The sequence below is a fragment of the Streptomyces sp. CA-111067 genome (assembly GCF_050956065.1).
Classification (GTDB): domain Bacteria; phylum Actinomycetota; class Actinomycetes; order Streptomycetales; family Streptomycetaceae; genus Actinacidiphila.
Map to the genome: position 1 here is coordinate 1,681,729 of NZ_CP192103.1, position 24,711 is coordinate 1,706,439.

Sequence of the window (24,711 nt, forward strand, 5' to 3'; positions counted from 1 at the left end):
CGCAAGGGTAGGTATTTCGAGACCCTACCGTCTGCGCCCTTCGCTCGCGAGTCGGCCAGCGGTATCCTCTGCCCGCTCATTCGCGGATTCACCTGGATGAGTTATCGCCTTAACCTGGGGACCCGATATGCGAGCTCGTGACCAGGGATCGCAGCGCAGCGCGGCCTTCGGCGACGCCGACCTGCCACGCCTGTTCCACTGGGCCGACGGGGCCGCCGTCACCAGGCAGCGCCTCACGGTCGAATGGGTCAGACGGCAGTTGGTGCTGCTGGTGGCCGCGGCGGCGTTCTCCGCACTTCCCTGGCGGACGCATATCGGCCATGTCGACCTGCTGGCCCTGGTGAGTGCGGCGGCCTATGTGGGCGCGCTGTGGTTCGGCTGGCAGATGTCCCGTCACCACCACAAGGTGAACTGGCAGTTACACCGCAGCGCGGCGGAACTGCTGCGCTCGCAGTGCTGGCGCTACGCCGTACACGGCGCTCCGTTCGGCCCTGACGCGGCGGATCCTGATGCGCTTTTCGAAGTACGCGTCAATGAGGGCCTGCACCAGATGCGGGCGATCGGATGGCGGGACCCGCGTCCACCCGGGACGTCGGCGTTGGAGCGGGAACTGATCACCCCGACGATGCGCGCGCTGCGCGGGACGCCGTTCTCCGTACGGCGGGATGTGTACGTACGGGACCGGGTGATGGAACAGCGCGACTGGTACCACCGCCGGGCGCAGCAGTCGCGGCGGGCCGCGGCGATGTGGCAGGCGCTGGCGGCGCTCGGCACGGTCGGCGCGCTGCTCGCCGCCGGGGCGAAGGCGTTCCGGTGGGGGGACTCGATGGACCTGGTGGGCCTGGCCTCCGCCGCGGCCGCGGCGAGCGTGGCGTGGAGCGAACTGCGCCAGTACCAGCCGCTGGTGGCCGCGCACTCGCTGGTGGCCCAGGAGTTGAGCGCCATGGCGGTCACCTTGGAGAAGGTGGTGGCGGAGCCGCAGTGGGCCGACGAGGTGGCCGCCGCGGAGGACGCGATCTCGCCCGAGCACACCGCCTGGCTCGCCAGGCACCGCAGTTGACGGACGGCGCGGCTGAGCGGGCACCGCGGTTGTCCCAGGCACCGCGGTCAACCGGCCGGCGCGACGGCCTGCGCGGCTAGTCCCGCTCCACGCCGCTCTTCCAGATGACCGAGACCGGCTTCCCCAGCGAGCGCGTGTAGTGCACGATGTCGGCCGTGCCGCCGAGGCCGCGGGCGGGCCGGCCGTCCCAGATGGCCACCATCCGGTCGCAGTGGTCGGCGATGTAGACCCCGGCGTCGTAGTAGGCGTGGTCGCTGACCTGCTCGTAGTCCAGCACTATGTGGGTGCGGGCCTGCCCGAGCAGCCGGCGGAACCGCAGCAGCTCCGCCGGCGAGAAGGTCGTCTCGTAGTCGGCGGCGGGCGTGACGACGGTGAGCTGGGCGCCGCCCGACAGCGCGATCTCGGCGAACAGCTGGTCGGAGCCGGCCGCCAGGCTGCTCAGCACTTCGAGCGGCTGCGCGCTGCCCTGCCGCCGGCACAGCGCGTCGGTCAGCGCGGCCTGTACGTGCCCGTACGCGGCGGCCGGGATGAGCCGGTGCCCCGTGACCCCGATCCTGGTCGGAAGGGTCACGGGGTTCTCAGGCGTCACGGACGGCTCAGACGTTGAAGCCCAGGGCGCGCAGCTGCTCGCGGCCGTCGTCGGTGATCTTGTCCGGGCCCCACGGCGGCATCCAGACCCAGTTGATCTTCAGCTCGCGGACGATGCCCTCGGTCGCCGAGTTGGCCTGCTCCTCGATCACGTCGGTCAGCGGGCAGGCCGCCGAGGTGAGGGTCATGTCGAGGGTGGCGACGTTGCTGTCGTCGATGTGGATGCCGTAGATCAGGCCGAGGTTGACGACGTCGATGCCGAGTTCGGGGTCCACCACGTCGTACAGCGCCTCGCGGACCTCCTCCTCGGACGCGGGGGTGGTGCTCAGGCCGTTGGGCACGGTGTTGTTGCTCATGCGGTCTTCCCTTCGGACAGCGCCTTCGCCGTCGCGTCCTTCCACGCCATCCAGCTCAGCAGTGCGCACTTCACGCGTGCGGGGTACTTCGAGACGCCGGCGAACGCCACCGCGTCCTCCAGCACCTCCTCCATCGCCTCGTCGGGTTCGAGCTGCCCCTTGGACAGCATCAGCTCCCGGAAGGTCTCCTGGATCTTCTGGGCCTCGCCGAGGTCCTTGCCGACCAGCAGGTCGTTCAGCACCGAGGCGCTGGCCTGGCTGATCGAACAGCCCTGGCCCTCGTAGCTGACGTCGCCGATGGTGTCGCCGTCCATCCGCACCCGCAGCGTGATCTCGTCACCGCAGGTGGGATTGACGTGGTGCACCTCGGCCTGGCCTTCGCGCAGGCCGCGGCCGTGCGGGTGCTTGTAGTGGTCCAGGATCACGTCCTGGTACATCGAGTCCAGCTTCACGAGAACACCGCCATCAGCCGAAGAAGTTCCGTACCTGCTCCAGCCCGTCGACCAAGGCGTCCACCTCGCCGGGCGTGGAGTACAGATAGAACGACGCCCGCGTGGTCGCGGGAATTCCGTACCGCAGGCAGACCGGCCGCGCGCAGTGGTGGCCGACCCGGACCGCGATGCCCTGCTCGTCCAGCACCTGGCCGACGTCGTGCGGGTGGATGTCGCCGATCGTGAAGGAGATCGCCGTGCCGCGGTCCTCGGACGTGGCCGGGCCGATGATCCGCAGGTCGGGCACGTCGAGCAGCCGGCGTACGGCGTAGTCGGTGATCGCGTGCTCGTGCGCGGCGACCTTGTCCATGCCGATCGCGGACAGGTAGTCCACCGCGGCGCCGAGGCCGACGGCCTGGGCGATCGGCGGGGTGCCGGCCTCGAACTTGTGCGGCGCGGGCGCGTAGGTGGAGGAGTGCATCGAGACGGTCTCGATCATCTCGCCGCCGCCCAGGAACGGCGGCAGGTCCTCCAGCAGCTCCTGGCGGCCCCACAGCACGCCGATGCCGGTCGGGCCGAGCATCTTGTGGCCGGTGAAGGCGACGAAGTCCGCGCCAAGCGCCTGCACGTCGAGCGCCATGTGCGGGGCGGCCTGCGAGGCGTCGATCAGCACCAGGGCGCCGACGTCCTGGGCGCGGCGGACGATCGCCTCGACCGGGTTGACGGTGCCGAGGATGTTGGAGACCAGCACGAAGGAGACGATCTTGGTCTTCTCGGTGATCACCTGCTCGATGTCGGACAGGTCGAGCCGTCCGTCGTCGGTCAGCCCGAACCACTTCAGCTTGGCGCCGGTGCGCTGCGACAGCAGCTGCCACGGCACGATGTTGGAGTGGTGCTCCATCTCGGTGATGACGATCTCGGTGTCGCGGTCCACCCGGTAGGGCTCGTCGGCCCAGCCGAGCATGTTCGCCACCAGGTTCAGCGACTCCGAGGCGTTCTTGGTGAAGATCACCTCGTCGCGGCTGGGCGCGTTGATGAACGCCGCGACCTTGTCGCGGGCGCCCTCGTAGAGCGCGGTGGCCTCCTCGGCGAGCACGTGGATGCCGCGGTGGACGTTCGCGTTGTGCTGCTCGTAGTACGCGGACAGCGTGTCGAGCACCTGGCGCGGCTTCTGCGAGGTCGCCGCGTTGTCCAGGTACACCAGCTTCTTGCCGTCGTGGACCAGCCGGTCCAGGACGGGGAAGTCCTTGCGGATCGCCTCGGTGTCGAGGAGGCCGGGCAGCACCCGGCCGGTGGACGAGGGAGACGAGGGAGAAGTCACGCGACAGCGCCACCCTTCACATAGGACTCGTAGCCCTCTTCCTCCAGCTTGTCGGCCAGCTCGGCGCCACCGGACTCGGCGATCCGGCCGGCCGTGAAGACATGCACGAAGTCGGGCTTGATGTAGCGCAGGATGCGCGTGTAGTGCGTGATCAGCAGGGTGCCCACCTCGCCGGACTCCCGGACCCGGTTGACGCCCTCGGAGACGATCCGCAGCGCGTCCACGTCGAGGCCGGAGTCGGTCTCGTCCAGGATCGCGACCTTCGGCTTGAGCAGTTCGAGCTGCAGGATCTCGTGCCGCTTCTTCTCGCCGCCGGAGAAGCCCTCGTTGACGTTGCGCTCGGCGAAGGCCGGGTCCATGTGCAGCCGCTCCATGGTCTCCCTGACCTCCTTCACCCAGGTACGCAGCTTGGGGGCCTCGCCGCGGATCGCGGTGGCGGAGGTGCGCAGGAAGTTGGAGACGGAGACCCCGGGGATCTCCACCGGGTACTGCATGGCGAGGAACAGGCCGGCCCTGGCCCGCTCGTCCACGGTCATCGCCAGCACGTCCTCACCGTCGAGGGTGACGGTGCCGCCGGTGACGGTGTACTTGGGGTGGCCGGCCAGCGAGTAGGCCAGGGTGGACTTGCCGGAGCCGTTGGGGCCCATGATGGCGTGGGTCTCGCCCTGCTTCACGGTCAGGTCGACACCGCGCAGGATCTCCTTGGTGGAGTTGTCCGCTTCGACGGTGACGTGCAGGTCGTTGATTTCAAGCGTTGCCATGGGTGACTCAGGACTCCTGGGTGACGGAGACGAGCACGTCGTCCCCAACGATCTTGACGGGGTATACGGGCACGGGCCGGGTGGCGGGCAGTCCGGACGGCTTGCCGGTGCGCAGGTCGAAGCTCGAACCGTGCAGCCAGCACTCGATCTGGCAGTCCTCGACCTCGCCCTCGGACAGCGAGACGTTCGCATGCGAGCAGATGTCGTTGATCGCGAACACGTCTCCCGAGGTGCGGACCACCGACACCGGGACGCCGTCCAGCTCGACCCGGTGCGGGGTGTCCTCCTCCAGCTCGCTCAGCGCGCAGGCGCGGGCGTAGGACGCTTCTGTGGTCATCCGACGGACGCCTCCAGTTCCGCGTCGATCTGCGCCATCAGCCGCTGCTCCAGGTCGGGCAGGCCGATCTGCTGCACCAGCTCGCCGAAGAAGCCGCGCACCACCAGGCGGCGGGCCTCGTCGGCGCGGATGCCGCGGGACTGGAGGTAGAACAGCTGCTCGTCCTCGAAGCGGCCGGTCGCCGAGGCGTGTCCGGCGCCGACGATCTCGCCGGTCTCGATCTCCAGGTTCGGCACCGAGTCCACCCGGGCCCCGTCGGTGAGGACGAGGTTGCGGTTGAGCTCGTAGGTGTCGGTGCCCTCGGCGGCGGCCCGGATCAGCACGTCGCCGATCCACACCGCGTGCGCGTCCTGGCCCTGGAGCGCGCCCTTGTAGGTGACGTTGCTCCGGCAGTGCGGGGTGTCGTGGTCGATGAAGAGCCGGTGCTCCTGGTGCTGGCCCTGGTCGGTGAAGTACAGCCCGAACAGCTCGGCCTCGCCGCCGGGGGCGCCGTAGATCACCCGGGGGTGCAGCCTGACCAGGTCGCCGCCGAAGGTGACGACCACCGACTTGAAGGTGGCGTCCCGACCGATCAGCGCGGTGTGCTGGGCGACGTGCACGGCGGTGTTCGACCAGTCCTGTACGGAGACCACGGTGAGCTTGGCGCCGTCGCCGACCAGGAACTCCACGTTGGCCGCCAGGGTGGCGTCGCCGGTGTGGTCGATGACGACCACGGCCTCGGCGAACGCGCCGACCTCGACGACCTGGTGGGCGTAGGAGGTGCCGCCCTCGCCGTGCACCGCGATCCGCACCGGCTCGGTGAGCACCGAGTCCTTGGCGATGCTGACGACCGACGCCTTCTCGAACGAGCTGAACGCCTGCGCGGCCACCCGGTCCACCGGCTTGCCGGCCTTGCCGACCCGGGGGTCGTCGCGGTCCACGGTGGAGACGGTCACGCCCTCGGGCGCGGTCACCTCCACCCGCGGGCTGCCGGTGGCCTCGGCGGTGCCGTCGTGCAGGCCGCGCAGCCGTTCCAGCGGAGTGAAGCGCCACTCCTCCTCGCGGCCGCTGGGCACCGGGAAGTCGGCCACGTCATAGGACGGGGCCGCGCTGACCCGGGCATCGGCGGGATGCCCCACCGTGATGGCACCGTCCGTGGTGCTGCCCGCAGGGGTGTTGTCAGCCATGGCTTGTCGTACTGCTCTCTTTCGGGAAGAACGTCGTCGCTGGTCTGTGGAGCGGGTGCCGGGGGCCGGCCGCCGGTGCTAGCCGACCGAGCCCTCCATCTGCAGCTCGATCAGCCGGTTGAGCTCCAGGGCATACTCCATCGGGAGCTCCTTGGCGATCGGCTCGACGAAGCCGCGGACGATCATCGCCATGGCCTCGAACTCGGTCATGCCGCGGCTCATCAGGTAGAAGAGCTGGTCGTCGGAGACCTTGGAGACGGTCGCCTCGTGGCCCATCGACACGTCGTCCTCGCGGACGTCCACGTAGGGGTAGGTGTCGGAGCGGGAGACGGTGTCGATCAGCAGGGCGTCGCAGAGCACGTTGGACTTCGCCCCCGAGGATCCCTCGCCGATCTCGATCAGACCGCGGTAGGAGGTACGGCCGCCGCCGCGGGCCACCGACTTGGAGACGATGTTGGACGACGTGTTCGGCGCCATGTGCACCATCTTGGCGCCGGCGTCCTGGTGCTGGCCCTCGCCGGCGAACGCGATGGACAGCGTCTCGCCCTTGGCGTGCTCGCCCATCAGGTAGACGGCCGGGTACTTCATCGTCACCTTGGAGCCGATGTTGCCGTCCACCCACTCCATGGTGGCGCCCTCGTAGGCGACGGCGCGCTTGGTGACCAGGTTGTAGACGTTGTTCGACCAGTTCTGGATGGTCGTGTAGCGGCAGCGGCCGCCCTTCTTGACGATGATCTCGACCACCGCGGAGTGCAGCGAGTCCGACTTGTAGATCGGCGCGGTGCAGCCCTCGACGTAGTGCACGTAGGCGTCCTCGTCGACGATGATCAGGGTCCGCTCGAACTGGCCCATGTTCTCGGTGTTGATCCGGAAGTAGGCCTGCAGCGGGATCTCGACGTGTACGCCCTTGGGGACGTAGATGAAGGAGCCGCCGGACCACACGGCCGTGTTGAGCGAGGCGAACTTGTTGTCGCCGGCCGGGATCACGGTGCCGAAGTACTCCTGGAAGAGCTCCGGGTGCTCGCGCAGCGCGGTGTCGGTGTCCTGGAAGATGACGCCCTGCTCCTCCAGGTCCTCGCGGATCTGGTGGTAGACGACCTCGGACTCGTACTGCGCGGCGACACCGGCGACCAGGCGCTGCTTCTCCGCCTCGGGGATGCCGAGCTTGTCGTAGGTGTTCTTGATGTCCTCGGGCAGGTCCTCCCAGGACTCCGCCTGCTTCTCGGTGGACCTGACGAAGTACTTGATGTTGTCGAAGTCGATCCCGCTGAGGTCGGAGCCCCAGGTCGGCATGGGCTTCTTGCCGAAGAGCCGGAGCCCCTTCAGCCGCATCTTCAGCATCCACTCCGGCTCGGACTTCTTACCCGAGATGTCGCGGACGACGGCTTCGGACAGGCCGCGCTTGGCGGCGGCGCCCGCGACGTCCGAGTCGGCCCAGCCGTACTCGTACGTGCCGATGCCTTCGAGCTCCGGGTGAGTGGTCTCGGTGGGAGCAGTCATGCGGGGTTCCTCCCGGACGTGCCGGCTGATGGTGCTGACGGTTCGTGGCCTTGCGGGTCCTGCGGGTCGTGCTGGTGCTGCGGGTCTTCCAGGTCCTGCGGGTCTTTCAGGGGTGGTGCTTCCTGCTGTTTTCGCCGCGCCTGGTCTTCCTGCTCCGGCGGCGCCTGCGGCGCCGCGGCGGACAGGTGGGCCTGCGGGATGAACGTGGTGCACACCCCGTCGCCGTGCGCGATGGTGGCAAGACGCTGGACGTGCGTCCCCAGCAGGCGGGAGAAGACCTCGGCCTCCGCCTCGCACAGCTGCGGGAACTGCTCGGCGGTGTGTGCCACCGGGCAGTGGTGCTGGCAGAGCTGTTCACCGGCGGGCACCGCCGGTCCGCCCGGGTGGAGCTGCGGAGGGGCGCTGCGCGCCGTAGCAGCGTACCCGTCGGCCGACAGCGCCCTGGCCAGTGCCTGGGTGCGCTCTTCGGGGTCGGCGGCCTCGACCGCGGCGCGGTAGCGCTCGGCCTGCGCGGCGACCCGGGCACGGGCGAAGGCCGACACCGCGGCCTCGCCGCTCTCGCCACCGCCGGCGGCGCTCGCGATCCACTGCAACGCGTCGGCGGCGAGCTTGTCGTATCCCTGGTCGAAGGCGTCCCGGCCGCAGTCGGTGAGGGCGAAGACCTTGGCGGGGCGGCCTCTGCCGCGGCTGCCGTAGACCCGCTGCTCGCGGGGCTCCACGACATCCTCGGCGGCCAGCGCGTCCAGATGGCGGCGGACCGCGGCCTGGGTCAGGCCGAGCCGCTGCGCCAGGTCGGCGGCGGTGGACGGGCCGTGGTCCAGGATGGACCGGGCGACCCGGTTGCGGGTGCGCCGCTCCCCGGTCGTCTGCTCCTCCGCCGCCCCCTGGGCCGCGCCACGGATATTCACAAGGCCATTGTTGCGTAATTCGCCAGGGCCCGGCAAGCCGCTCCTCCCGCGATCACGGTGTGCTGCGTCACTTAGGGTCACCTAAGCAGCCCTGGCGCTCACCCCGCCCACACGGCTGCCTACACTCGGCAGCATGCGAAACGAGCCCGCGGTCGAGGTGACCGGTCTGGTCAAGCGGTACGGGACCAGGACCGCGGTGGACGGCCTCGATCTCACCGTGGCGCCCGGGAGTGTCATGGCGGTGGTCGGCCCGAACGGGGCCGGCAAGACCACCACGGTCGAGGTCTGCGAGGGCTACCGGCGGGCGGACAGCGGCACCGTACGGGTGCTCGGGCTCGACCCGGCCACCCAGGGCCCGGCGCTGCGGCCGAGGATCGGCGTGATGCTCCAGTCGGGGGGCGTGTACCCAGGAGCGCGCGCCGAGGAGATGCTGCGGCACACCGCCAGCCTGCACGCCCACCCGCTCGACCCGGCGCTGCTGATCGAACGGCTCGGCCTGGAGTCCTGCGGCCGCACCGCCTACCGGCGGCTGTCCGGCGGCCAGCAGCAGCGGCTCGCGCTGGCGATGGCCGTGGTCGGCCGCCCCGAGCTGGTCTTCCTGGACGAGCCGACCGCGGGCCTGGACCCGCAGGCCCGGCACGCGACCTGGGACCTGGTGCGGGAGCTGCGGGCCGACGGCGTCGGTGTGCTGCTCACCACCCACTACATGGACGAGGCCGAGCAGCTGGCCGACCAGGTGACGATCGTCGACGGCGGCCGGTCGATCGCCCGCGGCACCCCCGAGGAGCTGTGCCGCGGCGGCGCCGAGAACACCCTGCGCTTCTCCGGCCGCCCGGGCCTTGACCTGGTCTCGCTGCTCAAGGCGCTGCCGGCCGACACGGTGGCCGCCGAACTGACCCCGGGCGGCTACCGGATCGAGGGCAAGGTGGACCCCCAGCTGCTGGCCACCGTCACCTCCTGGTGCGCCCAGCACGGCGTACTGCCCGACCACCTCGCGGTGGAGCGCCGCACGCTGGAGGACGTCTTCTTGGAGCTCACGGGTAAGGAATTGCGCGGATGACGAGCACTACGTACACCGGGCCCGCCGCCACCGGCGTGTTCGCGCCCGAGCCCGGGGCCGCGCCGCTGCCGGCGATGATCCGGGCGCAGGCGGTGCTGGAGACCAAGATGCTGCTGCGCAACGGCGAGCAGCTGCTGCTCACGGTGGTGATCCCGGCGCTGCTGCTCGTGCTGTTCAGCGCGGTGGACATCGTGGACACCGGCAGCGGCAAGTCCGTGGACTTCCTCGCCCCCGGCATCCTGGCGCTCGCGGTGCTGTCCACCGCGTTCACCGGGCAGGCCATCGCGACCGGCTTCGAACGGCGCTACGGCGTGCTGAAGCGGCTCGGCGCCTCGCCGCTGCCCCGCTGGGCGCTGCTGACGGCGAAGACCTGCTCCGTCCTGGTCACCGAGATCCTCCAGGTCGCGCTGCTCACGGTGATCGCGTTCGCGCTCGGCTGGTCGCCGCACGGCAACCCGTTCGCCGTCCTGCTGCTGCTCCTGCTCGGCACCGCCGCCTTCTCCGGGCTCGGCCTGCTGATGGCCGGCACCCTCAAGGCCGAGGCGACTCTCGCCGCCGCCAACCTGGTCTTCCTGCTGCTGCTGGTCGGCGGCGGGGTGATCGTGCCGATGGACAAGTTCTCCGGCGGGGTCCAGTCGGTGCTGAAGCTGCTGCCGATCTCCGCGCTGTCCGACGGGCTGCGGGACGTGCTCCAGCACGGCGCCGCGATGCCGTGGGGCGACCTGGGCATCCTGGCGGTGTGGGCGGTGGCCGGGCTGGCCGCCGCGGCGCGCTTCTTCCGCTGGGAGTAGCCCGGATCTTCCGGCGCCCGGGATGCTCAGGCGCCCGGGATGCAGTCCACGAACTTCGCGAACTGCGCCGACCGCCCCGAGTCCAGCGCCAGGAACGACGCCTGCGGGTGCGAGGCCAGCCGGCACATGTCGTAGCGCACGCACACCGGCGGGGTGCTGCCCGCGGCCGTCCGGTACTGGTGGGCGCCCACCAGCTGGCAGGAGTCGTACCGCACCAGCGGGCCGTTGCCGGTGAGGGTGTAGCGGTGCGCGCGCATCCCGCCGGAGAAGTCCTTGAAGGCGTTCGCGGTGTCGTCGCAGTCGTTGAAGTGCACGGTGCCGCGGTTCCACGCGCAGTCGATGACCACGACCGACGGGTCGCGCAGCTCGAAGCGGATGTCCTCGGCGTGGAAGCGCTGGGCGCCGTCGAAGTGCGAGGCGCGCGGGAAGCGGAAGAAGGCGCTCTCGAAACCGTAGTCGGGGTGCGGGGTGGGGCGGCGGCCGGTGACGATGTAGCTGCCGGCCCGGCAGGTGACCGAGCCGCCGTAGGGGAACTCCAGGAAGTTGCCCCACTCGTAGGTGACGTTCATGTCGGTGAACCAGTAGTTGAGGAACTGGTCCTGCTGCTCCAGGTTCTTGGAGTTCAGCGACAGCCCGGAGTAGAGGAACGCCTTGCGGTAGGCGCCGCCGACCCGGCAGGCCTCCCAGCGCATCTCGGAGTTGGTGTTGCTGCCGTCGAGCGCGACCCCGTACTCCCACTCCCCCATCCACTCGCAGTCGCTGAAGCGGTAGTTGGCGGCGCCGCCGGTGGAGTAGGAGTAGAAGAAGGACGCGCCCGGCGTGCCCGAGGTGAAGCGCAGGCCCTCGAAGGCGATGTTCTGCCACATGTCGTTGTTGCGGCACAGGTAGGCGTCCGCCGGGTTGTCGGGCGCGAAGACGATCTCGCTGATCCGCAGGCCGGCGCCGCGGAAGCGCAGCCCGTTGACCTGGTGGTCGGGCTTGTCGGCGTTCATGAACGCACCGGGCTTGGTGACCCGGAAGACGCCCGGCGGCACATCGATGACGGTACGGCCGGTGCCGGCTCCCGCGCGGGACTCGGCGTAGGCGTACGCGGCGGCGAACGCGTCGCTGTCGTCGGTCTTTCCGTCGCCCTTGGCGCCGAAGTCGGCCACCACGTCGACGAATCCGGGGTGGCCGGCCGGTGCCGGGTCGGCCGCGGGGGCGTCCCAGGCGCCGCTGGCGATGGCGGCGATGCCGGTGCCCGTCAGCGCGGCGGCGGCACCGCCGTACAGCATCCGTCTGCGGTTCACTGTGTCGCGGTGCTCGCCGGTCATCCGGGGCCTCCTGCTCCGTCGTCCCCGTGCGGTATGACCCACGATGGTAGGGCCGTACGGCGGCCTGGGGGCCGTTTCGCCGCGGCCCGGCTCTTCCGGACGGCCGCGTTCGACCCCTCGTGAAAACGGGCACAAGGGATGCGCCTACCATGTTGCCCGTGCCGAAGCTGCCCGAGATCGCGCGGAACCCGCTCGCCTTCGTCGCCGCCCGGTGGACGCCTGACCCCCGTACGGTGCGGTGGGCGACGCTGGCCGCGCTGGTGATGTCGGTGGTCATCGTGATCACCGGCGGCCTGGTCCGGCTGACGGCCTCAGGGCTCGGCTGCCCGACCTGGCCCACCTGCAACGGGGACAGCCTGCTCGGCACCCGTGAGATGGGCATCCACCACACCATCGAGATCAGCAACCGGATGCTGACGTACGTGCTGTGCGCGGCGGTCGGCCTGGCCATCATCGCCGTACGGGCCCAGCAGCCGTACCGGCGGGGCCTGTCCCGGCTGGCCTGGACGCAGTTCTGGGTGGTGGTCGGGAACGCGGTGTGGGGCGGCGTCACCGTACTGACCAAGCTCAACCCGTATGTCGTCTCGCTGCACTTCCTGCTGTCGGCGGCGCTGATCACGGTCGCGGTGCTGACCTGGCAGCGGGCCGCCGAGGGCGACGAACCGGCCCGCCCGCTGGTCGGCAAGGCGGTACGGCAGCTCGGGCAGCTGCTCACCGCGGCCACCGCCACGCTGATCGTGGTGGGCACCCTGGTCAGCGGCGCCGGGCCGCACCCGGGCGACTCCGACGGGGTGCACAAGGTGCGGCGCATCCCGATCGACTGGCGGACCATCGCGCAGCTGCACGCGGACCTCGCGTGGGTGGTGTGCGCGCTGACCGTCGCACTGTGGTTCGTACTGCGGGCGATGGACGCGCCCGTCGGCCCGCAGCACCGGACCAGGGAGCTGTTCCTGGTACTGATGGGGCAGGGCGTCATCGGCTACGTGCAGTACTTCACCCACCTGCCGTCGGCTCTGGTGGATCTGCACATGTTCGGGGCGTGCCTGGTCTGGATCGCCACCATGCGGCTGATGATGTCGTTCCGGGAGCGCCCGTACTCCGCGCCTGGTGCGCTGGACGAACCGGCCGCCGGGTCAGTGCCGGCCGCCGGGGCCGGCGGTGCCGAGGCCGAACCGGCCGGGACGCTGCTGGGACGGCAGGACACCGGCGGCGGGCTCCGGCAGCCGGTAGACGCGGCGCGCGTTTCCCGCGCCGACTAGCGCCGCCACCCGCCGACCGTCGGCGGCCGACCACTCCCCCGCGTCCACCCGGGCCGCCACCGCCCGGTCCAGCGCCGCCCGGAAGCGGGCCGCGCCGGCCACGTACAGCTCGGGGAGCCCGGCCGCGCCGCCCGCGTAGAGCAGCTTTCCGAACGGCGTCCGGGCCAGCAGCGCGGCCGGATCGCCGCTGACGGCCACATATACATGGGGCAGCGCGGCGGCCAGCTCGGCCGCGGCGTTCTCGTGCGCGGGGCGCGGCAGCAGGACGACGTCGGTGCCCACCCCGGCCACGGCCCGCAGGAAGCCCTCGGCGGCCCGCGGGCCGGCACCGGCGGCTCCGTGGCGCAGCACCAGCGGGAGGCCGGTGGCGACGGCGTGCCAGCGCAGATGGCGCAGCAGCACCGGGTCGGCGGGGCGCTCCCGGACGGTACGTCCGCCGAGCCAGCGGGCGACGGCCCGCCGCACCTGGGCGGGGCCGGGCGGGCGGTCGTCGGGTTCCGGATCGTCGCAGTCGTCGCAGACGAAGCCGGTGACGCTCAGGGCGGCGCCGTGCACGGCCTCGGCGAGGTTGGCCAGGAAGGCGTCCACGGTGCCCGAGGTGTCGGCGACCTGCTGGGCGAGCGGGCCGAGGCGCACCAGCTCGTACGCGGGCGCGCCGGCCGCGGCGGCCAGCTCCTTGGGCGGGGTCAGGTCACCGGGCTCGCCGGTGTCCAGCAGGTAGCCGGCCAGGCCCGCGCCGCGCAGCAGCAGCCTGACCGCCTCGAACGCGCCGAGCTCGCGCCGCCTGGCCAGGTAGCGGGCCGGCGGGCAGTGCGGTTCGAGGCCGAGCAGCGGCGGGCACCAGCGGCGCAGGTCGAAGCCGGCCGGGCTGTCGAAGAGGGTGCTGCCGGGGGCGGCGGCCCCCGGCAGCATGGCCTCGAAGGCCGCGAGGCCCAGTTCGCCGGGGAAGACCCCCCGGCAGTACGCGTCCACCAGCCGTTCCCGCACCCCGTTCCGCCCTTCGGTCACGGACCCGCCGCGGCGCCGAGCGGCCCGCCCCCGGCCTAACGCGGAAGTGCGGCCTCAGGTGTTGGCGTGGGCTCAGGTGCCGGCGCGCCCGCCGAGCTGGATGCCGGCCATCCGGCGCCACTCGTAGGGCCCGGTGCGCATGCGGCCGGCGAACTCGCCGGCGAAATCCTCGTGCACGGTGATGCCGGCTTCCGCGGTGGCCGCGAGGGCGGTGGCGCTGTCCGGCGCGACGAGATCGCCCCAGGCGCCGTCCTGCCCCACCAGCACGATGCGCGCTCCGCGCTGGCCGAGGTACGCGACGTTCGCCTCCGCGCCACCATGCGCCCCGGCGAACGCCGTGATCCGCCGCGCCATCCCCCGCACGACGCGTGCCGCGCGCTTCCCGTCCCGCCCACTCTCCGTCTCACCCATACCCCCGATGCTACCCACGAGTAATCCCCCCGAACACCCGCCCACCCCCGGCTCCGCCGGTCGTTTAAGAGGCGCGGGCCTGTTGCCGATCTGCGGCTGCCGCCGCGCGGGCGCGAACACGGGCCCCGTCAGGGGCGCGAGCCTCTTGCCGATCTGCGGCTGCCGCCGCGCGGGCGCGAACACGGGCCCCGTCAGGGGCGCGAGGAACTGCGCGACAAGCCACGACGGTGGCGCGCCTTACCACCGGCCCGAAGGGGCTGGTCCTGTTGTTTCCCGACCACCGGCCGGTGGTGGGCTGGTGGCGCAGTTCCCCGCGCCCCTGGTGATGCCGGGGAAGTGGCGCCCACGCGGCGGAGCCGCACATCAGACACAGCCCCGCGCCCCTGGTGAAGCCGGGGAAAGTGGCGCCCCCGCGGCGGAGCCGCAAATCAAGCACAGCCCCGCGCCCCTGGTGAAGCCGGGGGAAGCCGCGCCCACGCGGCGGAGCCGCACATCAGACACAGCCCCGCACCCCTGGTGATGCCGGGGGAAGCCGCGCCCACGCGGCGGAGCCGCACATCAGACACAGCCCCGCGCCCCTGGTGAAGCCGGGCTAAGTCGGGGAGCAGCCGTGTGCCTCACGGGCATGTCCTGGCCGGGAGGGCGCGCGCGGCGGCAGCCGCATATCGGGGGGCAGCTCCGCGCAGCGGTCAGTGGAGGAAGGGGTCGATCGCCACCGCGACGAAAAGCAGGGTGGCGTATGTGATCGACCAGTGGAAAAGGCGCATCTCCTTGAGCTTCGGGCCGGTCACGCCCGCCTTCGCCCGGGCGTGCAACCCGTGCGCCTCCTTCAACCAGAAAGCGCCGAGGACCGCCGCCACCACGGGGTAGAACCACGACGTCTCCCCCAGCGGCCACCACAGCGTGAGCGACGTGAGCACCATCACCCAGCTGTAGATCACGATCTGCCGCGCCACCACCTGGTTCCCCGCGACCACCGGCAGCATCGGCACGCCGACCCGCTCGTAGTCGTCCTTGACCTTCATCGACAGCGGCCAGTAGTGCGGCGGCGTCCAGAAGAAGAGGACCAGGAAGAGCACGAACGGCGCCCAGCCCAGCTCGTCGCGCACGGCGGACCAGCCGATGAAGACCTGGAGGCAGCCGGCGACCCCGCCCCAGACGATGTTCTGCGCGGTGCGCCGCTTCAGCCCGAGGGTGTAGACGAACACGTAGTAGAGGATCGCCGTCAGCGACAAAGCCGCGGACAGCGGGTTGACCAGCAGCGCGAACCACACGGTGGAGACCACCGAGAGCGCGATGCCGAAGACCAGGCCCTCCCGCGGCGACACCAGCCCGGTGACCAGCGGACGCTGCTCGGTGCGGTGCATCAGCGCGTCGATGTCCCGGTCGATGTACATGTTCAGCGCGTTGGCGCCGCCGGCGGACAGGTAGCCGCCGACCACGGTGGCGATCACCAGCCACAGGTCGGGCACGCCGCCGGCCGCCAGGAACATCACCGGGACCGTCGTGATGAGCAGCAGCTCGATGATCCGCGGCTTGGTCAGCGCCACGAACCCCATGACACGGGCTCGCAGCGGCCGATGACCTGAGCCCGCCGGGCCTGAGCCCGTCCCGATGACCCCTGCGGGTCGGGATTCGACGGCCGTCACGAACACCCCAAGAGACATGAGAGACAGATCGAGCAAGTGCCGGCCTCCTGCGTAGGAGCGGGGCCGGGCGGGGCTTGCGCTTACCACGCCACTCTAGACGCAGGGAATACCCGGCCCGCTTCCGGGGGTGGATCGTGTTGCCGGGGGCGCTTCACCAGCTGTTCACCGCCGTGGGCTGCCGAAGTGCGGCGTTCGGGAGGCGAAGTACGGCGTACGGAGGCAGGATCGAAAGTGTGGGCGCCCTCGGCGGTAGGCTCGGCAGTGCCGGGGGGACACCTTGTCACCGGCGCTTTTTCAAGATCGCAGCATGTGGAGAGGAGCCCTGACCCAGGGTGAGCAAGCAGCCGACCACCACAGACCTTGAGTGGACCGAACTGGACAAGCGGGCCGTTGACACCGCCCGGGTGCTGGCCATGGATTCCGTGCAGAAGGTCGGCAACGGCCATCCCGGAACCGCGATGAGCCTGGCGCCGGCCGCGTACCTGCTGTTCCAGAAGCTGATGCGGCACGATCCGGCCGATCCCGACTGGACCGGCCGGGACCGCTTCGTGCTCTCCGCCGGGCACACCAGCCTGACCCTCTACACCCAGCTGTACATGGCGGGCTACGGCCTGGAACTGGCCGACCTGGAGTCGTTCCGCACCTGGGGCTCGCGCACCCCCGGCCACCCGGAGTACGGCCTGACGCCCGGCGTCGAGACCACCACAGGTCCGCTCGGCCAGGGCGTGGCGAACGCGGTGGGCATGGCGATGGCGTCCCGCTACGAGCGCGGCCTGTTCGACCCGGACGCGGCCCCCGGCGCCTCCCCGTTCGACCACACCATCTGGGCGATCGCCGGCGACGGCTGCCTCCAGGAGGGCATCTCCGCCGAGGCGTCCTCGATGGCCGGCCACCAGAAGCTCGGCAACCTGGTGCTGCTGTGGGACGACAACCACATCTCGATCGAGGGCGACACGGAGACCGCGGTCTCCGAGGACACCGTGGCGCGCTACGAGGCGTACGGCTGGCACGTCCAGCGGGTCGCGCCGCTGCCCAACGGCGACCTGGACCCGCACGCGCTGTACGCGGCGCTGAAGGCGGCGCAGGCCGAGACCAGCCGGCCGTCGTTCGTCGCGGTCCGCTCGATCATCGCCTGGCCGGCGCCGAACGCGCAGAACACCGGCGCCGCGCACGGCTCCGCGCTGGGCGCCGACGAGGTCGCGGCGACCAAGCGGGTGCTGGGGTTCGACCCGGAGAAGTCGTTCGACGTGGCCGAGGACGTGATCGCGCACACCCGCGCGGTGGGCGAGCGCGGCCGTGAGGCGCGCGCCGAGTGGGAGAAGTCGTTCGCCGCCTGGCGGACCGCCAACGCCGAGCGGGCCGCGACCTTCGACCGGATCGACGCGGTCGAGCTGCCGGCCGGCTGGGAGGACGTCCTGCCGGTCTTCGAGGCGGGCAAGTCCGTTGCCACCAGGGCCGCTTCCGGCAAGGTGATCGAGGCGCTGGCCTCGGTGCTGCCCGAACTGTGGGGCGGCTCCGCGGACCTGGCGGGCTCCAACAACACCACGATCGACAAGAACGACTCGTTCCTGCCGGTGGGCAACCCGCTGCCGGGCGCCGACCCGTACGGCCGCACCGTGCACTTCGGCATCCGCGAGCACTCGATGGCCGCCGAGCTGAACGGCATCACGCTGCACGGCAACACCCGTGCCTTCGGCGGCACGTTCCTGGTCTTCTCCGACTACATGCGCAACGCGGTACGGCTGTCCGCGCTGATGCACCTGCCGGTGACCTACGTGTGGACGCACGACTCGATCGGCCTCGGCGAGGACGGCCCGACGCACCAGCCGGTGGAGCACCTGGCGTCGCTGCGGGCGATCCCCGGGCTGAACGTGGTGCGGCCGGCCGACGCCAACGAGACGGTCATCGCCTGGCGCGAGGTGCAGCGGCGCTGGACCAAGGAGATCGGCAAGGGCGCCCCGCACGGCCTGGCGCTGACCCGGCAGGGCGTGCCGACCTACGAGCGCAACGAGGACGCCGCGCGCGGCGGTTACGTGCTGTTCGAGGCCGAGGGCGGCCCGGCGCAGGTGATCCTGATCGGCACCGGCTCCGAGGTGCAGCTCGCGGTGGGCGCCAGGGAGCAGCTCCAGGCCGAGGGCGTGCCGACCCGGGTGGTGTCGATGCCGTGTGTCGAGTGGTTCGAGGGGCAGGACAAGGAGTACCGGGACTCGGTGCTGCCGCCCTCGGTCAAGGCGCGGGTGGCGGTCGAGGCCGGCGTGGCGCTGACCTGGTACCGCTTCGTGGGCGACGCCGGGCGGATCATCAGCCTCGACCACTTCGGGGCCTCCGCCTCCGCCGAGGTGCTGTTCCACGAGTTCGGGTTCACCGCGGACGCGGTGGCCACTGCGGCGCGGGAATCTCTCGCTGCCGTTGATCGCTGACGCAGGCAACCGACAAATCCAGGAGATGCAAATCCCATGACAGACGCACTCAAGCGCCTCTCCGACGAAGGCGTCGCGATCTGGCTTGACGACCTTTCCCGCAAGCGCATCACCTCGGGCAACCTGGCCGAGCTGATGGACCAGCAGCACGTGGTCGGCGTCACCACCAACCCGTCGATCTTCCAGAAGGCGATCTCCCAGGGCGACGGTTACGACGGCCAGCTGACCGACCTCGCGGCGCGCAGGCTCACCGTCGAGGAGGCGCTGCGGATGATCACCACCGCGGACGTCCGCGACGCGGCGGACATCCTGCGGCCGGTCTTCGACGCCACCGACGGCCAGGACGGCCGGGTCTCGATCGAGGTCGACCCGCGGCTGGCGCACGACACCACGGCCACCGTCGCCGAGGCCAAGCAGCTGGCCTGGCTGGTGGACCGGCCGAACACGCTGATCAAGATCCCGGCGACCCGGGCGGGCCTGCCGGCGATCACCGAGGTCACCGGCAGGGGCATCAGCGTCAACGTCACGCTGATCTTCTCGCTGGAGCGCTACCGCGGGGTGATGGACGCCTACCTGTCCGGTCTGGAGAAGGCCAAGGCCGCCGGGCTCGACCTGTCGAAGATCCACTCCGTCGCCTCGTTCTTCGTGTCCCGGGTGGACACCGAGATCGACAAGCGGCTGGAGAAGGTGGGCTCCGACGAGGCCAAGGCGCTCAAGGGCAAGGCCGCCGTCGCCAACGCGCGGCTGGCCTACCAGGCGTACGAGGAGGTCTTCGGCTCCGACCGCTGGGCGGCCCTGGAGCGGGCCGGCGCCAACAAGCAGCGTCCGCTGTGGGCCTCGACCGGCGTCAAGGACCCGGCCTACCCCGACACGCTGTACGTCACCGAGCTGGTCGCGCCGAACACGGTGAACACCATGCCCGAGGCGACCCTCGACGCGACCGCCGACCACGGCGAGATCACCGGCGACACCGTACGCGGCAACTACGCGCAGGCGCAGGCCGACATCGACGCCCTCGCCGGCGTCGGCGTCAGCTACGACGACGTGGTGCAGGTGCTGGAGGACGAGGGCGTGGAGAAGTTCGCGGCGGCGTGGAACGAGCTGCTGGACTCCACGAAGGCAGAACTCGAACGGCTCGCCCCCTCGGAGGCCTGAGTTGTCCACGAACAGCGATTCCACCACCGAGTCCACGGACTCCACGGACGACGACAACGCCCTCGCCGAGGCGCGCCGCGCCAACCCGCTGCGCGACCCGCTCGACCGGCGGCTGCCGAGGATCGCCGGGCCCTCCGGCCTGGTGATCTTCGGGGTGACCGGCGACCTGTCCCGCAAGAAGCTGATGCCGGCGGTCTACGACCTGGCCAACCGGGGGCTGCTGCCGCCGGGCTTCGCGCTGGTCGGCTTCGCCCGCCGCAGCTGGGAGAACGAGGACTTCGCGCAGGAGGTGCACGACGCCGTCAAGGAGCACGCGCGCACCCCGTTCCGCGAGGAGGTGTGGCAGCAGCTCGCCGAGGGCATCCGCTTCGTGCAGGGCGACTTCGACGACGACACGGCGTTCGAGACGCTGAAGTCGACCATCGAGGAGCTGGACAAGGCCCGCGGCACCGGCGGCAACTTCGCCTTCTACCTCTCGGTGCCGCCGAAGTTCTTCCCCGACGTGGTGCAGCAGCTGAAGAAGCACAAGCTGTCGCAGGGCACCGGGGACTCCTGGCGGCGCGCGGTGATCGAGAAGCCGTTCGGCCACGACCTGGCGAGCGCGCAGGACCTGAACCGGATCGTGCACGACGTCTTCCCGCCCAACGAGGTCTTCAGGATCGACCACTACCTGGGCAAGGAGACGGTGCAGAACATCCTGGCACTGCGCTTCGCCAACACGATGTACGAGCCGATCTGGAACCGGTCGTTCGTCGACCACGTGCAGATCACCATGGCCGAGGACATCGGCATCGGCGGCCGCGCCGGGTACTACGACGGCATCGGCGCCGCCCGTGACGTGATCCAGAACCACCTGCTGCAACTGCTGGCGCTGACCGCGATGGAGGAGCCCGGCTCCTTCCACCCCAAGGCGCTGACCGCGGAGAAGCTGAAGGTGCTCGGCGCGGTGCAGCTGCCCGACGACCTCGGCAAGCACACCGTGCGCGGGCAGTACGCGCACGCCTGGCAGGGCGGCGAGGAGGTGCTCGGTTATCTGGAGGAGGACGGGATCAACCCCAAGTCCAAGACCGACACCTACGCGGCCGTGAAGCTGGAGATCAACAACAGGCGCTGGGCCGGTGTGCCGTTCTACCTGCGGACCGGCAAGCGGCTCGGCCGCCGGGTCACCGAGATCGCGGTGGTCTTCAAGCGGGCGCCGTACCTGCCGTTCGAGTCCGGGGCCACCGAGGAGCTCGGCGAGAACGCGCTGGTCATCCGGGTGCAGCCGGACGAGGGCGTGACGGTCAGGTTCGGTTCGAAGGTGCCCGGCACCTCCACCGAGGTCCGTGACGTCACGATGGACTTCGCCTACGGCGAGTCCTTCACCGAATCCAGCCCGGAGGCCTACGAGCGGCTCATCCTGGACGTACTGCTCGGTGACGCCAACCTTTTCCCGCGCCACCAGGAGGTCGAGCTCTCGTGGACGATCCTCGATCCGGTCGAGGAGTACTGGGACAAGCACGGCAAGCCCGCCCAGTACGAGTCCGGAACGTGGGGCCCGGCAGAGGCGGACGAGATGCTCGCACGAGACGGCAGGAGCTGGCGCCGGCCATGAAGATCGATCTGACGGACACCACGTCCGCACGCATCAACGCCGGGCTGATCCAGGCCCGGCGGGCCATCGGCACCCCGGCGGTCGGGATGGTGCTGACCCTGGTCATCGTCACCGACGAGGGCAGCGCCTACGATGCGCTGCGGGCCGCCCACGAGGCGTCCAGGGAGCACCCGTCGCGGATCCTGGCCGTCATCAAGCGGCCGGGGCGCTCGCCGCGGGACCGGGCCAGCGCCCGGCTGGACGCGGAGGTGGTGGTCGGCCAGGAGGCCGGCACCGGTGAGACCGTCGTGCTGCGCATGCACGGCGAGCTGGCCAACCACGCCGAGTCCGTGGTGCTGCCGCTGCTGCTGCCGGACGCCCCGGTCGTCTGCTGGTGGCCGGACCAGGCACCGGAGGAGGCCGCGGCCGACCCGCTGGGCCGGCTGGCGCAGCGCCGGATCACCGACGCGTCCTCCGCGGAGGACCCGGTCGGCTCGCTGGCGGTACGCGCGGCCGGCTACGCGCCGGGCGACACCGACCTGGCCTGGACGCGGATCACCCCGTGGCGCTCGATGCTCGCGGCGGCCCTGGACCAGAAGCACTCGGTCATCACCGCGGCGGCCGTCGAGGGCGAGGCGTACAACGCGAGCAGCGAGCTGCTGGCGCTGTGGCTCGCCGACCGGCTCGGCGTCGAGGTGGAGCGCAAGGTCTCCGACGGCCCCGGCATCACCGCGGTACGGCTCTACACCGCCGACGGCGACATCTGCCTGGACCGGGCGGACGGGGCGCTGGCGGAGCTGGCCGTGCCCGGTCAGCCCGACCGGCATGTGGCGCTGCACCGGCGCAACACCGCGGAGCTGATCGCCGAGGAGCTGCGCAGGCTCGACCCCGACGACATATACCGCTCGACGGTGGAGTTCGGGGTCAAGCACCTGGTCGGACCGGCCGGCGCGGCCGATTCCGGGCCGGCTCCCGCCAAGAAGGCCACCCCGGCGAAGAAGGCCGCGGCGGCCAAGGCGGGGTCGGGGTCCGGGTCGGGGTCAGGCTCGGGGTCCGGCAAGTGAGCACCCCTCAGGTGGTCGTCCACCGCGACACGCAGCTCATGGCGTGCGCGGTGGCGGCCCGGCTGATCACCAAGGTGGTGGACGCCCAGGCCGCCAGGGGCGCCGCCTCCGTGGTGCTCACCGGCGGCCGCAACGGGAACGCGCTGCTGGCCGCGCTCGCCGAGTCCCCCGCACGCGACGCGGTGGACTGGGCGCGGCTGGACGTGTGGTGGGGCGACGAGCGCTTTCTGCCTGACGGCGATCCGGAGCGCAATGTCACCCAGGCGAGGGAGGCGCTGCTCGACGCGGTGCCGCTGGATCCGCGCCGGGTGCACGCCATGCCGCCGTCCGACGGCGGGTACGGCTCCGACGTGGAGGCCGCCGCGGCGGCCTACGCGACGGATCTGGCCGCCGCGGCCGGTCCTGAGGACCACGCGCGGGTGCCGGCGTTCGACGTGCTGATGCTCGGCGTCGGGCCCGACACGCATGTGGCGTCGCTCTTCCCGGAGCACCCGGGGGTCCGGGAGACCAAGCGTACGGTGATCGGCGTGCACGGCTCGCCGAAGCCGCCGCCGGTCCGGATCTCGCTGACCCTGCCGGCGATTCGCGCGGCCCGCGAGGTATGGCTCCTCGCGGCCGGCGAGGACAAGGCCGGCGCGGTCGCCCTCGCGCTGTCCTCCCCCGGCGAGGTCCAGGCCCCGGCGTCGGGAGCTTTTGGACGCTCCCGCACCTTGTGGCTCCTGGACCGCGCGGCCGCGGCGAAGCTCCCCCCGGAGATGTACCCGCCGTCCATCTCATAACCCCGGCATCACACAAGGGGCGCGGGGATCTGTTCCCCGCGCCCCTTGAAGCGCTCCCCCAGCGGGAGGCGAGGGATCAGCGGCCGCGCAGCTCGCGGTACTTGGCGACCAGGGCCGTGGTGGAGGCGTCGAGGCCCGGCACCGTCGTGCCTTCGGAGAGAGCCGGCTCGACCCGCTTCGCGAGGACCTTGCCGAGCTCCACGCCCCACTGGTCGAACGAGTCGATGTTCCAGATCGCGCCCTGCACGAACACCTTGTGCTCGTAGAGCGCGATCAACTGGCCCAGCACCGAAGGCGTGAGCTCGGTCGCCAGGATCGTGCTCGTCGGGTGGTTGCCGCGGAACGTCTTGTGCGGGACCAGCTCGTCCGGCACGCCCTCCGCCTTGACCTCCTCCGCGGTCTTGCCGAAGGCCAGCGCCTGGGTCTGGGCGAAGAAGTTGGCCATCAGCAGGTCGTGCTGCCCGGCCAGCGGGCCGAGTTCGGCGATCGGCCGGGCGAAGCCGATGAAGTCCGCCGGGATGAGCTTGGTGCCCTGGTGCACCAACTGGTAGTAGGCGTGCTGCCCGTTGGTGCCGGGCGTGCCCCACACCACGGGGCCGGTCTGCCAGGTGACCGGGTTGCCGTCCCGGTCGACCGACTTTCCGTTGGACTCCATGTCGAGCTGCTGGAGGTACGCGGTGAACCGGCTGAGGTAGTGGCTGTACGGCAGCACGGCGTGCGACTGCGCGTCGTGGAAGTTGCCGTACCAGACGCCGAGCAGCCCGAGCAGCAGCGGCACGTTCCGCTCCGCCGGCGCCGTCCTGAAGTGCTCGTCCACCAGGTGGAAGCCGGCCAGCATCTCGCGGAACCGGTCCGGGCCGATGGCGATCATCAGGGACAGCCCGATGGCCGAGTCGTAGGAGTACCGGCCGCCGACCCAGTCCCAGAACTCGAACATGTTCTGGGTGTCGATGCCGAAGTCGGAGACCTTCTCCGCGTTGGTGGACAGCGCCACGAAGTGCTTGGCGACCGCGCTCTCGTCGGCCCGCAGCTCGGTCAGCAGCCAGTTGCGGGCGGCGGTGGCGTTGGTGATGGTCTCGATGGTGGTGAAGGTCTTGGACGCGATGATGAACAGCGTCTCGGCCGCGTCCAGGTCGCGGACGGCCTCGTGCAGGTCGGAGCCGTCGACGTTGGACACGAAACGGACCGTCAGGTCACGCCTGGTGTAGGTGCGCAGCACCTCGTGGGCCATGGCGGGGCCGAGGTCGGAGCCGCCGATGCCGATGTTGACGATGTTCTTGATCGGCCGGCCGGTGTGGCCGGTCCACTCGCCTGAGCGGATCCGGTCGGTGAACACCGCCATCTTGGTGAGCACGGCGTGCACCGCGGGGACGACGTCCTGCCCGTCGCTCTCGATCACCGCGGAGCGCGGCGCGCGCAGCGCGGTGTGCAGCACCGACCGGTCCTCGGTGACATTGATCCGGTCGCCGCGGAACATCGCGTCCCGCAGCTCGAACACGCCGGTGGCGACGGCCAGTTCGCGCAGCAGCCGGAGCGTGTCGTCGGTCACCAGATGCTTGGAGTAGTCCAGGTGGAGGTCGCCGACCTCCAGGGTGTAACGGGTGGCCCTGGCCGGGTCGTCCGCGAACAGCTCGCGCAGCCCGGTCCCCGCCAGCTCCTCCCGGTGCTTGCCGAGCGCGTGCCATTCGGGACGCTGATCAAGCCGTTGGGCGCCCTGCGCATTGGTTTCGGACATCAGTCCACTTCTCCTCGTCAATCGCGACAGGACCAAACTAATTGATGGCGCGCGGGAAACGAGATG

22 protein-coding genes and 1 pseudogene are annotated in these 24,711 nt (G+C 71.0%); 9 read left to right on the top strand and 14 right to left on the bottom strand.

The window, feature by feature from the left end; genetic code table 11:
- Positions 1-127 precede the first annotated feature (127 nt).
- The gene (locus ACQPW6_RS07350) at positions 128-1,060 is read left to right on the top strand and encodes a DUF4231 domain-containing protein (RefSeq protein WP_433888726.1); all 933 of its coding nucleotides are present in this window, start codon (positions 128-130) and stop codon (positions 1,058-1,060) included.
- Positions 1,061-1,136: 76 nt separating this feature from the next.
- Here the strand turns inward: ACQPW6_RS07350 and ACQPW6_RS07355 are convergent, their stop codons facing one another.
- The 9 genes from ACQPW6_RS07355 to ACQPW6_RS07395 all read right to left on the bottom strand — a co-directional run bounded on the left by ACQPW6_RS07355 (position 1,137) and on the right by ACQPW6_RS07395 (position 8,422).
- A complete protein-coding gene (locus tag ACQPW6_RS07355; protein ID WP_433888727.1) occupies positions 1,137-1,631 on the bottom strand; it encodes a hypothetical protein in 495 nt (164 codons plus the stop codon).
- 25 nt (positions 1,632-1,656) lie between these two features.
- Positions 1,657-2,004 (bottom strand): metal-sulfur cluster assembly factor, encoded by a 348-nt coding sequence (locus ACQPW6_RS07360; RefSeq protein ID WP_433888728.1) that lies wholly within the window; start codon positions 2,002-2,004, stop codon positions 1,657-1,659.
- The gene (gene sufU, locus ACQPW6_RS07365; protein WP_433888729.1) at positions 2,001-2,456 is read right to left on the bottom strand and encodes a Fe-S cluster assembly sulfur transfer protein SufU; all 456 of its coding nucleotides are present in this window, start codon (positions 2,454-2,456) and stop codon (positions 2,001-2,003) included. The genes ACQPW6_RS07360 and sufU overlap by 4 nt, the downstream gene beginning before the upstream one ends.
- A gap of 13 nt (positions 2,457-2,469) precedes the next feature.
- A complete protein-coding gene (locus ACQPW6_RS07370; RefSeq protein WP_433894452.1) occupies positions 2,470-3,717 on the bottom strand; it encodes a cysteine desulfurase in 1,248 nt (415 codons plus the stop codon).
- A 35-nt stretch (positions 3,718-3,752) separates the two neighbouring features.
- Positions 3,753-4,517, bottom strand: coding sequence for a Fe-S cluster assembly ATPase SufC (sufC, locus tag ACQPW6_RS07375; RefSeq protein ID WP_433888730.1), 765 nt, complete (start codon positions 4,515-4,517; stop codon positions 3,753-3,755).
- A 7-nt stretch (positions 4,518-4,524) separates the two neighbouring features.
- On the bottom strand, positions 4,525-4,854 hold the full coding sequence (locus ACQPW6_RS07380; protein WP_433888731.1) for a non-heme iron oxygenase ferredoxin subunit: 330 nt from the start codon (positions 4,852-4,854) through the stop codon (positions 4,525-4,527).
- Positions 4,851-6,020, bottom strand: a complete 1,170-nt coding sequence (gene sufD, locus ACQPW6_RS07385; protein WP_433888732.1) for a Fe-S cluster assembly protein SufD — start codon at positions 6,018-6,020, stop codon at positions 4,851-4,853. The genes ACQPW6_RS07380 and sufD overlap by 4 nt, the downstream gene beginning before the upstream one ends.
- 78 nt (positions 6,021-6,098) lie before the next feature.
- A complete protein-coding gene (gene sufB / locus ACQPW6_RS07390) occupies positions 6,099-7,520 on the bottom strand; it encodes a Fe-S cluster assembly protein SufB (RefSeq protein WP_433888733.1) in 1,422 nt (473 codons plus the stop codon).
- Positions 7,517-8,422, bottom strand: a complete 906-nt coding sequence (locus ACQPW6_RS07395) for a helix-turn-helix transcriptional regulator (RefSeq protein ID WP_433894453.1) — start codon at positions 8,420-8,422, stop codon at positions 7,517-7,519. The genes sufB and ACQPW6_RS07395 overlap by 4 nt, the downstream gene beginning before the upstream one ends.
- Before the next feature lie 139 nt (positions 8,423-8,561).
- Between ACQPW6_RS07395 and ACQPW6_RS07400 the strand changes: the two genes are divergently transcribed.
- Positions 8,562-9,488, top strand: a complete 927-nt coding sequence (locus ACQPW6_RS07400; protein WP_433888734.1) for an ABC transporter ATP-binding protein — start codon at positions 8,562-8,564, stop codon at positions 9,486-9,488.
- Positions 9,485-10,279 carry an ABC transporter permease gene (locus tag ACQPW6_RS07405; protein ID WP_433888735.1) on the top strand — a complete coding sequence of 265 codons (795 nt, stop codon included), beginning with the start codon at positions 9,485-9,487 and terminating at the stop codon, positions 10,277-10,279. The genes ACQPW6_RS07400 and ACQPW6_RS07405 overlap by 4 nt, the downstream gene beginning before the upstream one ends.
- A 26-nt stretch (positions 10,280-10,305) precedes the next feature.
- On the opposite strand, the gene ACQPW6_RS07410 is transcribed toward ACQPW6_RS07405, so the two are convergent.
- Positions 10,306-11,592 (bottom strand): glycosyl hydrolase family 28-related protein, encoded by a 1,287-nt coding sequence (locus tag ACQPW6_RS07410; protein ID WP_433888736.1) that lies wholly within the window; start codon positions 11,590-11,592, stop codon positions 10,306-10,308.
- Positions 11,593-11,741: 149 nt separating this feature from the next.
- Between ACQPW6_RS07410 and ACQPW6_RS07415 the strand changes: the two genes are divergently transcribed.
- Complete coding sequence (locus tag ACQPW6_RS07415) at positions 11,742-12,851, top strand: COX15/CtaA family protein (RefSeq protein ID WP_433888737.1); 1,110 nt, start codon at positions 11,742-11,744, stop codon at positions 12,849-12,851.
- Here ACQPW6_RS07415 and ACQPW6_RS07420 read toward each other — a convergent pair.
- From ACQPW6_RS07420 to ACQPW6_RS07430, 3 genes and pseudogenes are all read right to left on the bottom strand, one after another.
- Positions 12,810-13,859 (bottom strand): annotated as a pseudogene (locus tag ACQPW6_RS07420) (amidohydrolase); the annotation flags it as partial. The gene ACQPW6_RS07415 and the pseudogene ACQPW6_RS07420 sit on opposite strands and share 42 nt — an antisense overlap.
- Before the next feature lie 72 nt (positions 13,860-13,931).
- Positions 13,932-14,270 carry a hypothetical protein gene (locus tag ACQPW6_RS07425; protein WP_433888738.1) on the bottom strand — a complete coding sequence of 113 codons (339 nt, stop codon included), beginning with the start codon at positions 14,268-14,270 and terminating at the stop codon, positions 13,932-13,934.
- A 689-nt stretch (positions 14,271-14,959) separates the two neighbouring features.
- Positions 14,960-15,919, bottom strand: coding sequence for a heme o synthase (locus ACQPW6_RS07430; protein ID WP_433894454.1), 960 nt, complete (start codon positions 15,917-15,919; stop codon positions 14,960-14,962).
- A 332-nt stretch (positions 15,920-16,251) separates the two neighbouring features.
- On the opposite strand from ACQPW6_RS07430, the gene tkt reads away from it, so the two are divergent.
- The 5 genes from tkt (at position 16,252) to pgl (ending at position 22,910) form a co-directional block, all read left to right on the top strand.
- Positions 16,252-18,339, top strand: coding sequence for a transketolase (tkt, locus tag ACQPW6_RS07435; RefSeq protein ID WP_433888739.1), 2,088 nt, complete (start codon positions 16,252-16,254; stop codon positions 18,337-18,339).
- A gap of 36 nt (positions 18,340-18,375) precedes the next feature.
- Positions 18,376-19,494 (top strand): transaldolase, encoded by a 1,119-nt coding sequence (tal, locus tag ACQPW6_RS07440; protein WP_433888740.1) that lies wholly within the window; start codon positions 18,376-18,378, stop codon positions 19,492-19,494.
- Between the two features lie 88 nt (positions 19,495-19,582).
- A complete protein-coding gene (zwf, locus tag ACQPW6_RS07445) occupies positions 19,583-21,088 on the top strand; it encodes a glucose-6-phosphate dehydrogenase (RefSeq protein ID WP_433894455.1) in 1,506 nt (501 codons plus the stop codon).
- The gene (gene opcA, locus ACQPW6_RS07450; RefSeq protein ID WP_433888741.1) at positions 21,085-22,131 is read left to right on the top strand and encodes a glucose-6-phosphate dehydrogenase assembly protein OpcA; all 1,047 of its coding nucleotides are present in this window, start codon (positions 21,085-21,087) and stop codon (positions 22,129-22,131) included. Before zwf ends, opcA begins: the two co-directional genes overlap by 4 nt.
- Positions 22,132-22,169: 38 nt before the next feature.
- Positions 22,170-22,910, top strand: a complete 741-nt coding sequence (gene pgl, locus ACQPW6_RS07455) for a 6-phosphogluconolactonase (RefSeq protein WP_433894456.1) — start codon at positions 22,170-22,172, stop codon at positions 22,908-22,910.
- Between the two features lie 76 nt (positions 22,911-22,986).
- On the opposite strand, the gene pgi is transcribed toward pgl, so the two are convergent.
- The gene (gene pgi, locus ACQPW6_RS07460) at positions 22,987-24,645 is read right to left on the bottom strand and encodes a glucose-6-phosphate isomerase (RefSeq protein WP_433888742.1); all 1,659 of its coding nucleotides are present in this window, start codon (positions 24,643-24,645) and stop codon (positions 22,987-22,989) included.
- Between the last annotated feature and the right edge of the window lie 66 nt (positions 24,646-24,711).

Coding starts and splice junctions, on each gene's coding strand:
- ACQPW6_RS07350 (WP_433888726.1), top strand. CDS start 128: ATGCGAGCTCGTGACCAGGGATCGCAGCGCAGCGCGGCCTTCGGCGAC.
- ACQPW6_RS07360 (WP_433888728.1), bottom strand. CDS start 2,004: ATGAGCAACAACACCGTGCCCAACGGCCTGAGCACCACCCCCGCGTCC.
- sufC (WP_433888730.1), bottom strand. CDS start 4,517: ATGGCAACGCTTGAAATCAACGACCTGCACGTCACCGTCGAAGCGGAC.
- ACQPW6_RS07380 (WP_433888731.1), bottom strand. CDS start 4,854: ATGACCACAGAAGCGTCCTACGCCCGCGCCTGCGCGCTGAGCGAGCTG.
- sufD (WP_433888732.1), bottom strand. CDS start 6,020: ATGGCTGACAACACCCCTGCGGGCAGCACCACGGACGGTGCCATCACG.
- sufB (WP_433888733.1), bottom strand. CDS start 7,520: ATGACTGCTCCCACCGAGACCACTCACCCGGAGCTCGAAGGCATCGGC.
- ACQPW6_RS07400 (WP_433888734.1), top strand. CDS start 8,562: ATGCGAAACGAGCCCGCGGTCGAGGTGACCGGTCTGGTCAAGCGGTAC.
- ACQPW6_RS07405 (WP_433888735.1), top strand. CDS start 9,485: ATGACGAGCACTACGTACACCGGGCCCGCCGCCACCGGCGTGTTCGCG.
- ACQPW6_RS07410 (WP_433888736.1), bottom strand. CDS start 11,592: ATGACCGGCGAGCACCGCGACACAGTGAACCGCAGACGGATGCTGTAC.
- ACQPW6_RS07415 (WP_433888737.1), top strand. CDS start 11,742: ATGTTGCCCGTGCCGAAGCTGCCCGAGATCGCGCGGAACCCGCTCGCC.
- ACQPW6_RS07425 (WP_433888738.1), bottom strand. CDS start 14,270: ATGGGTGAGACGGAGAGTGGGCGGGACGGGAAGCGCGCGGCACGCGTC.
- tal (WP_433888740.1), top strand. CDS start 18,376: ATGACAGACGCACTCAAGCGCCTCTCCGACGAAGGCGTCGCGATCTGG.
- opcA (WP_433888741.1), top strand. CDS start 21,085: ATGAAGATCGATCTGACGGACACCACGTCCGCACGCATCAACGCCGGG.
- pgl (WP_433894456.1), top strand. CDS start 22,170: ATGGCGTGCGCGGTGGCGGCCCGGCTGATCACCAAGGTGGTGGACGCC.
- pgi (WP_433888742.1), bottom strand. CDS start 24,645: ATGTCCGAAACCAATGCGCAGGGCGCCCAACGGCTTGATCAGCGTCCC.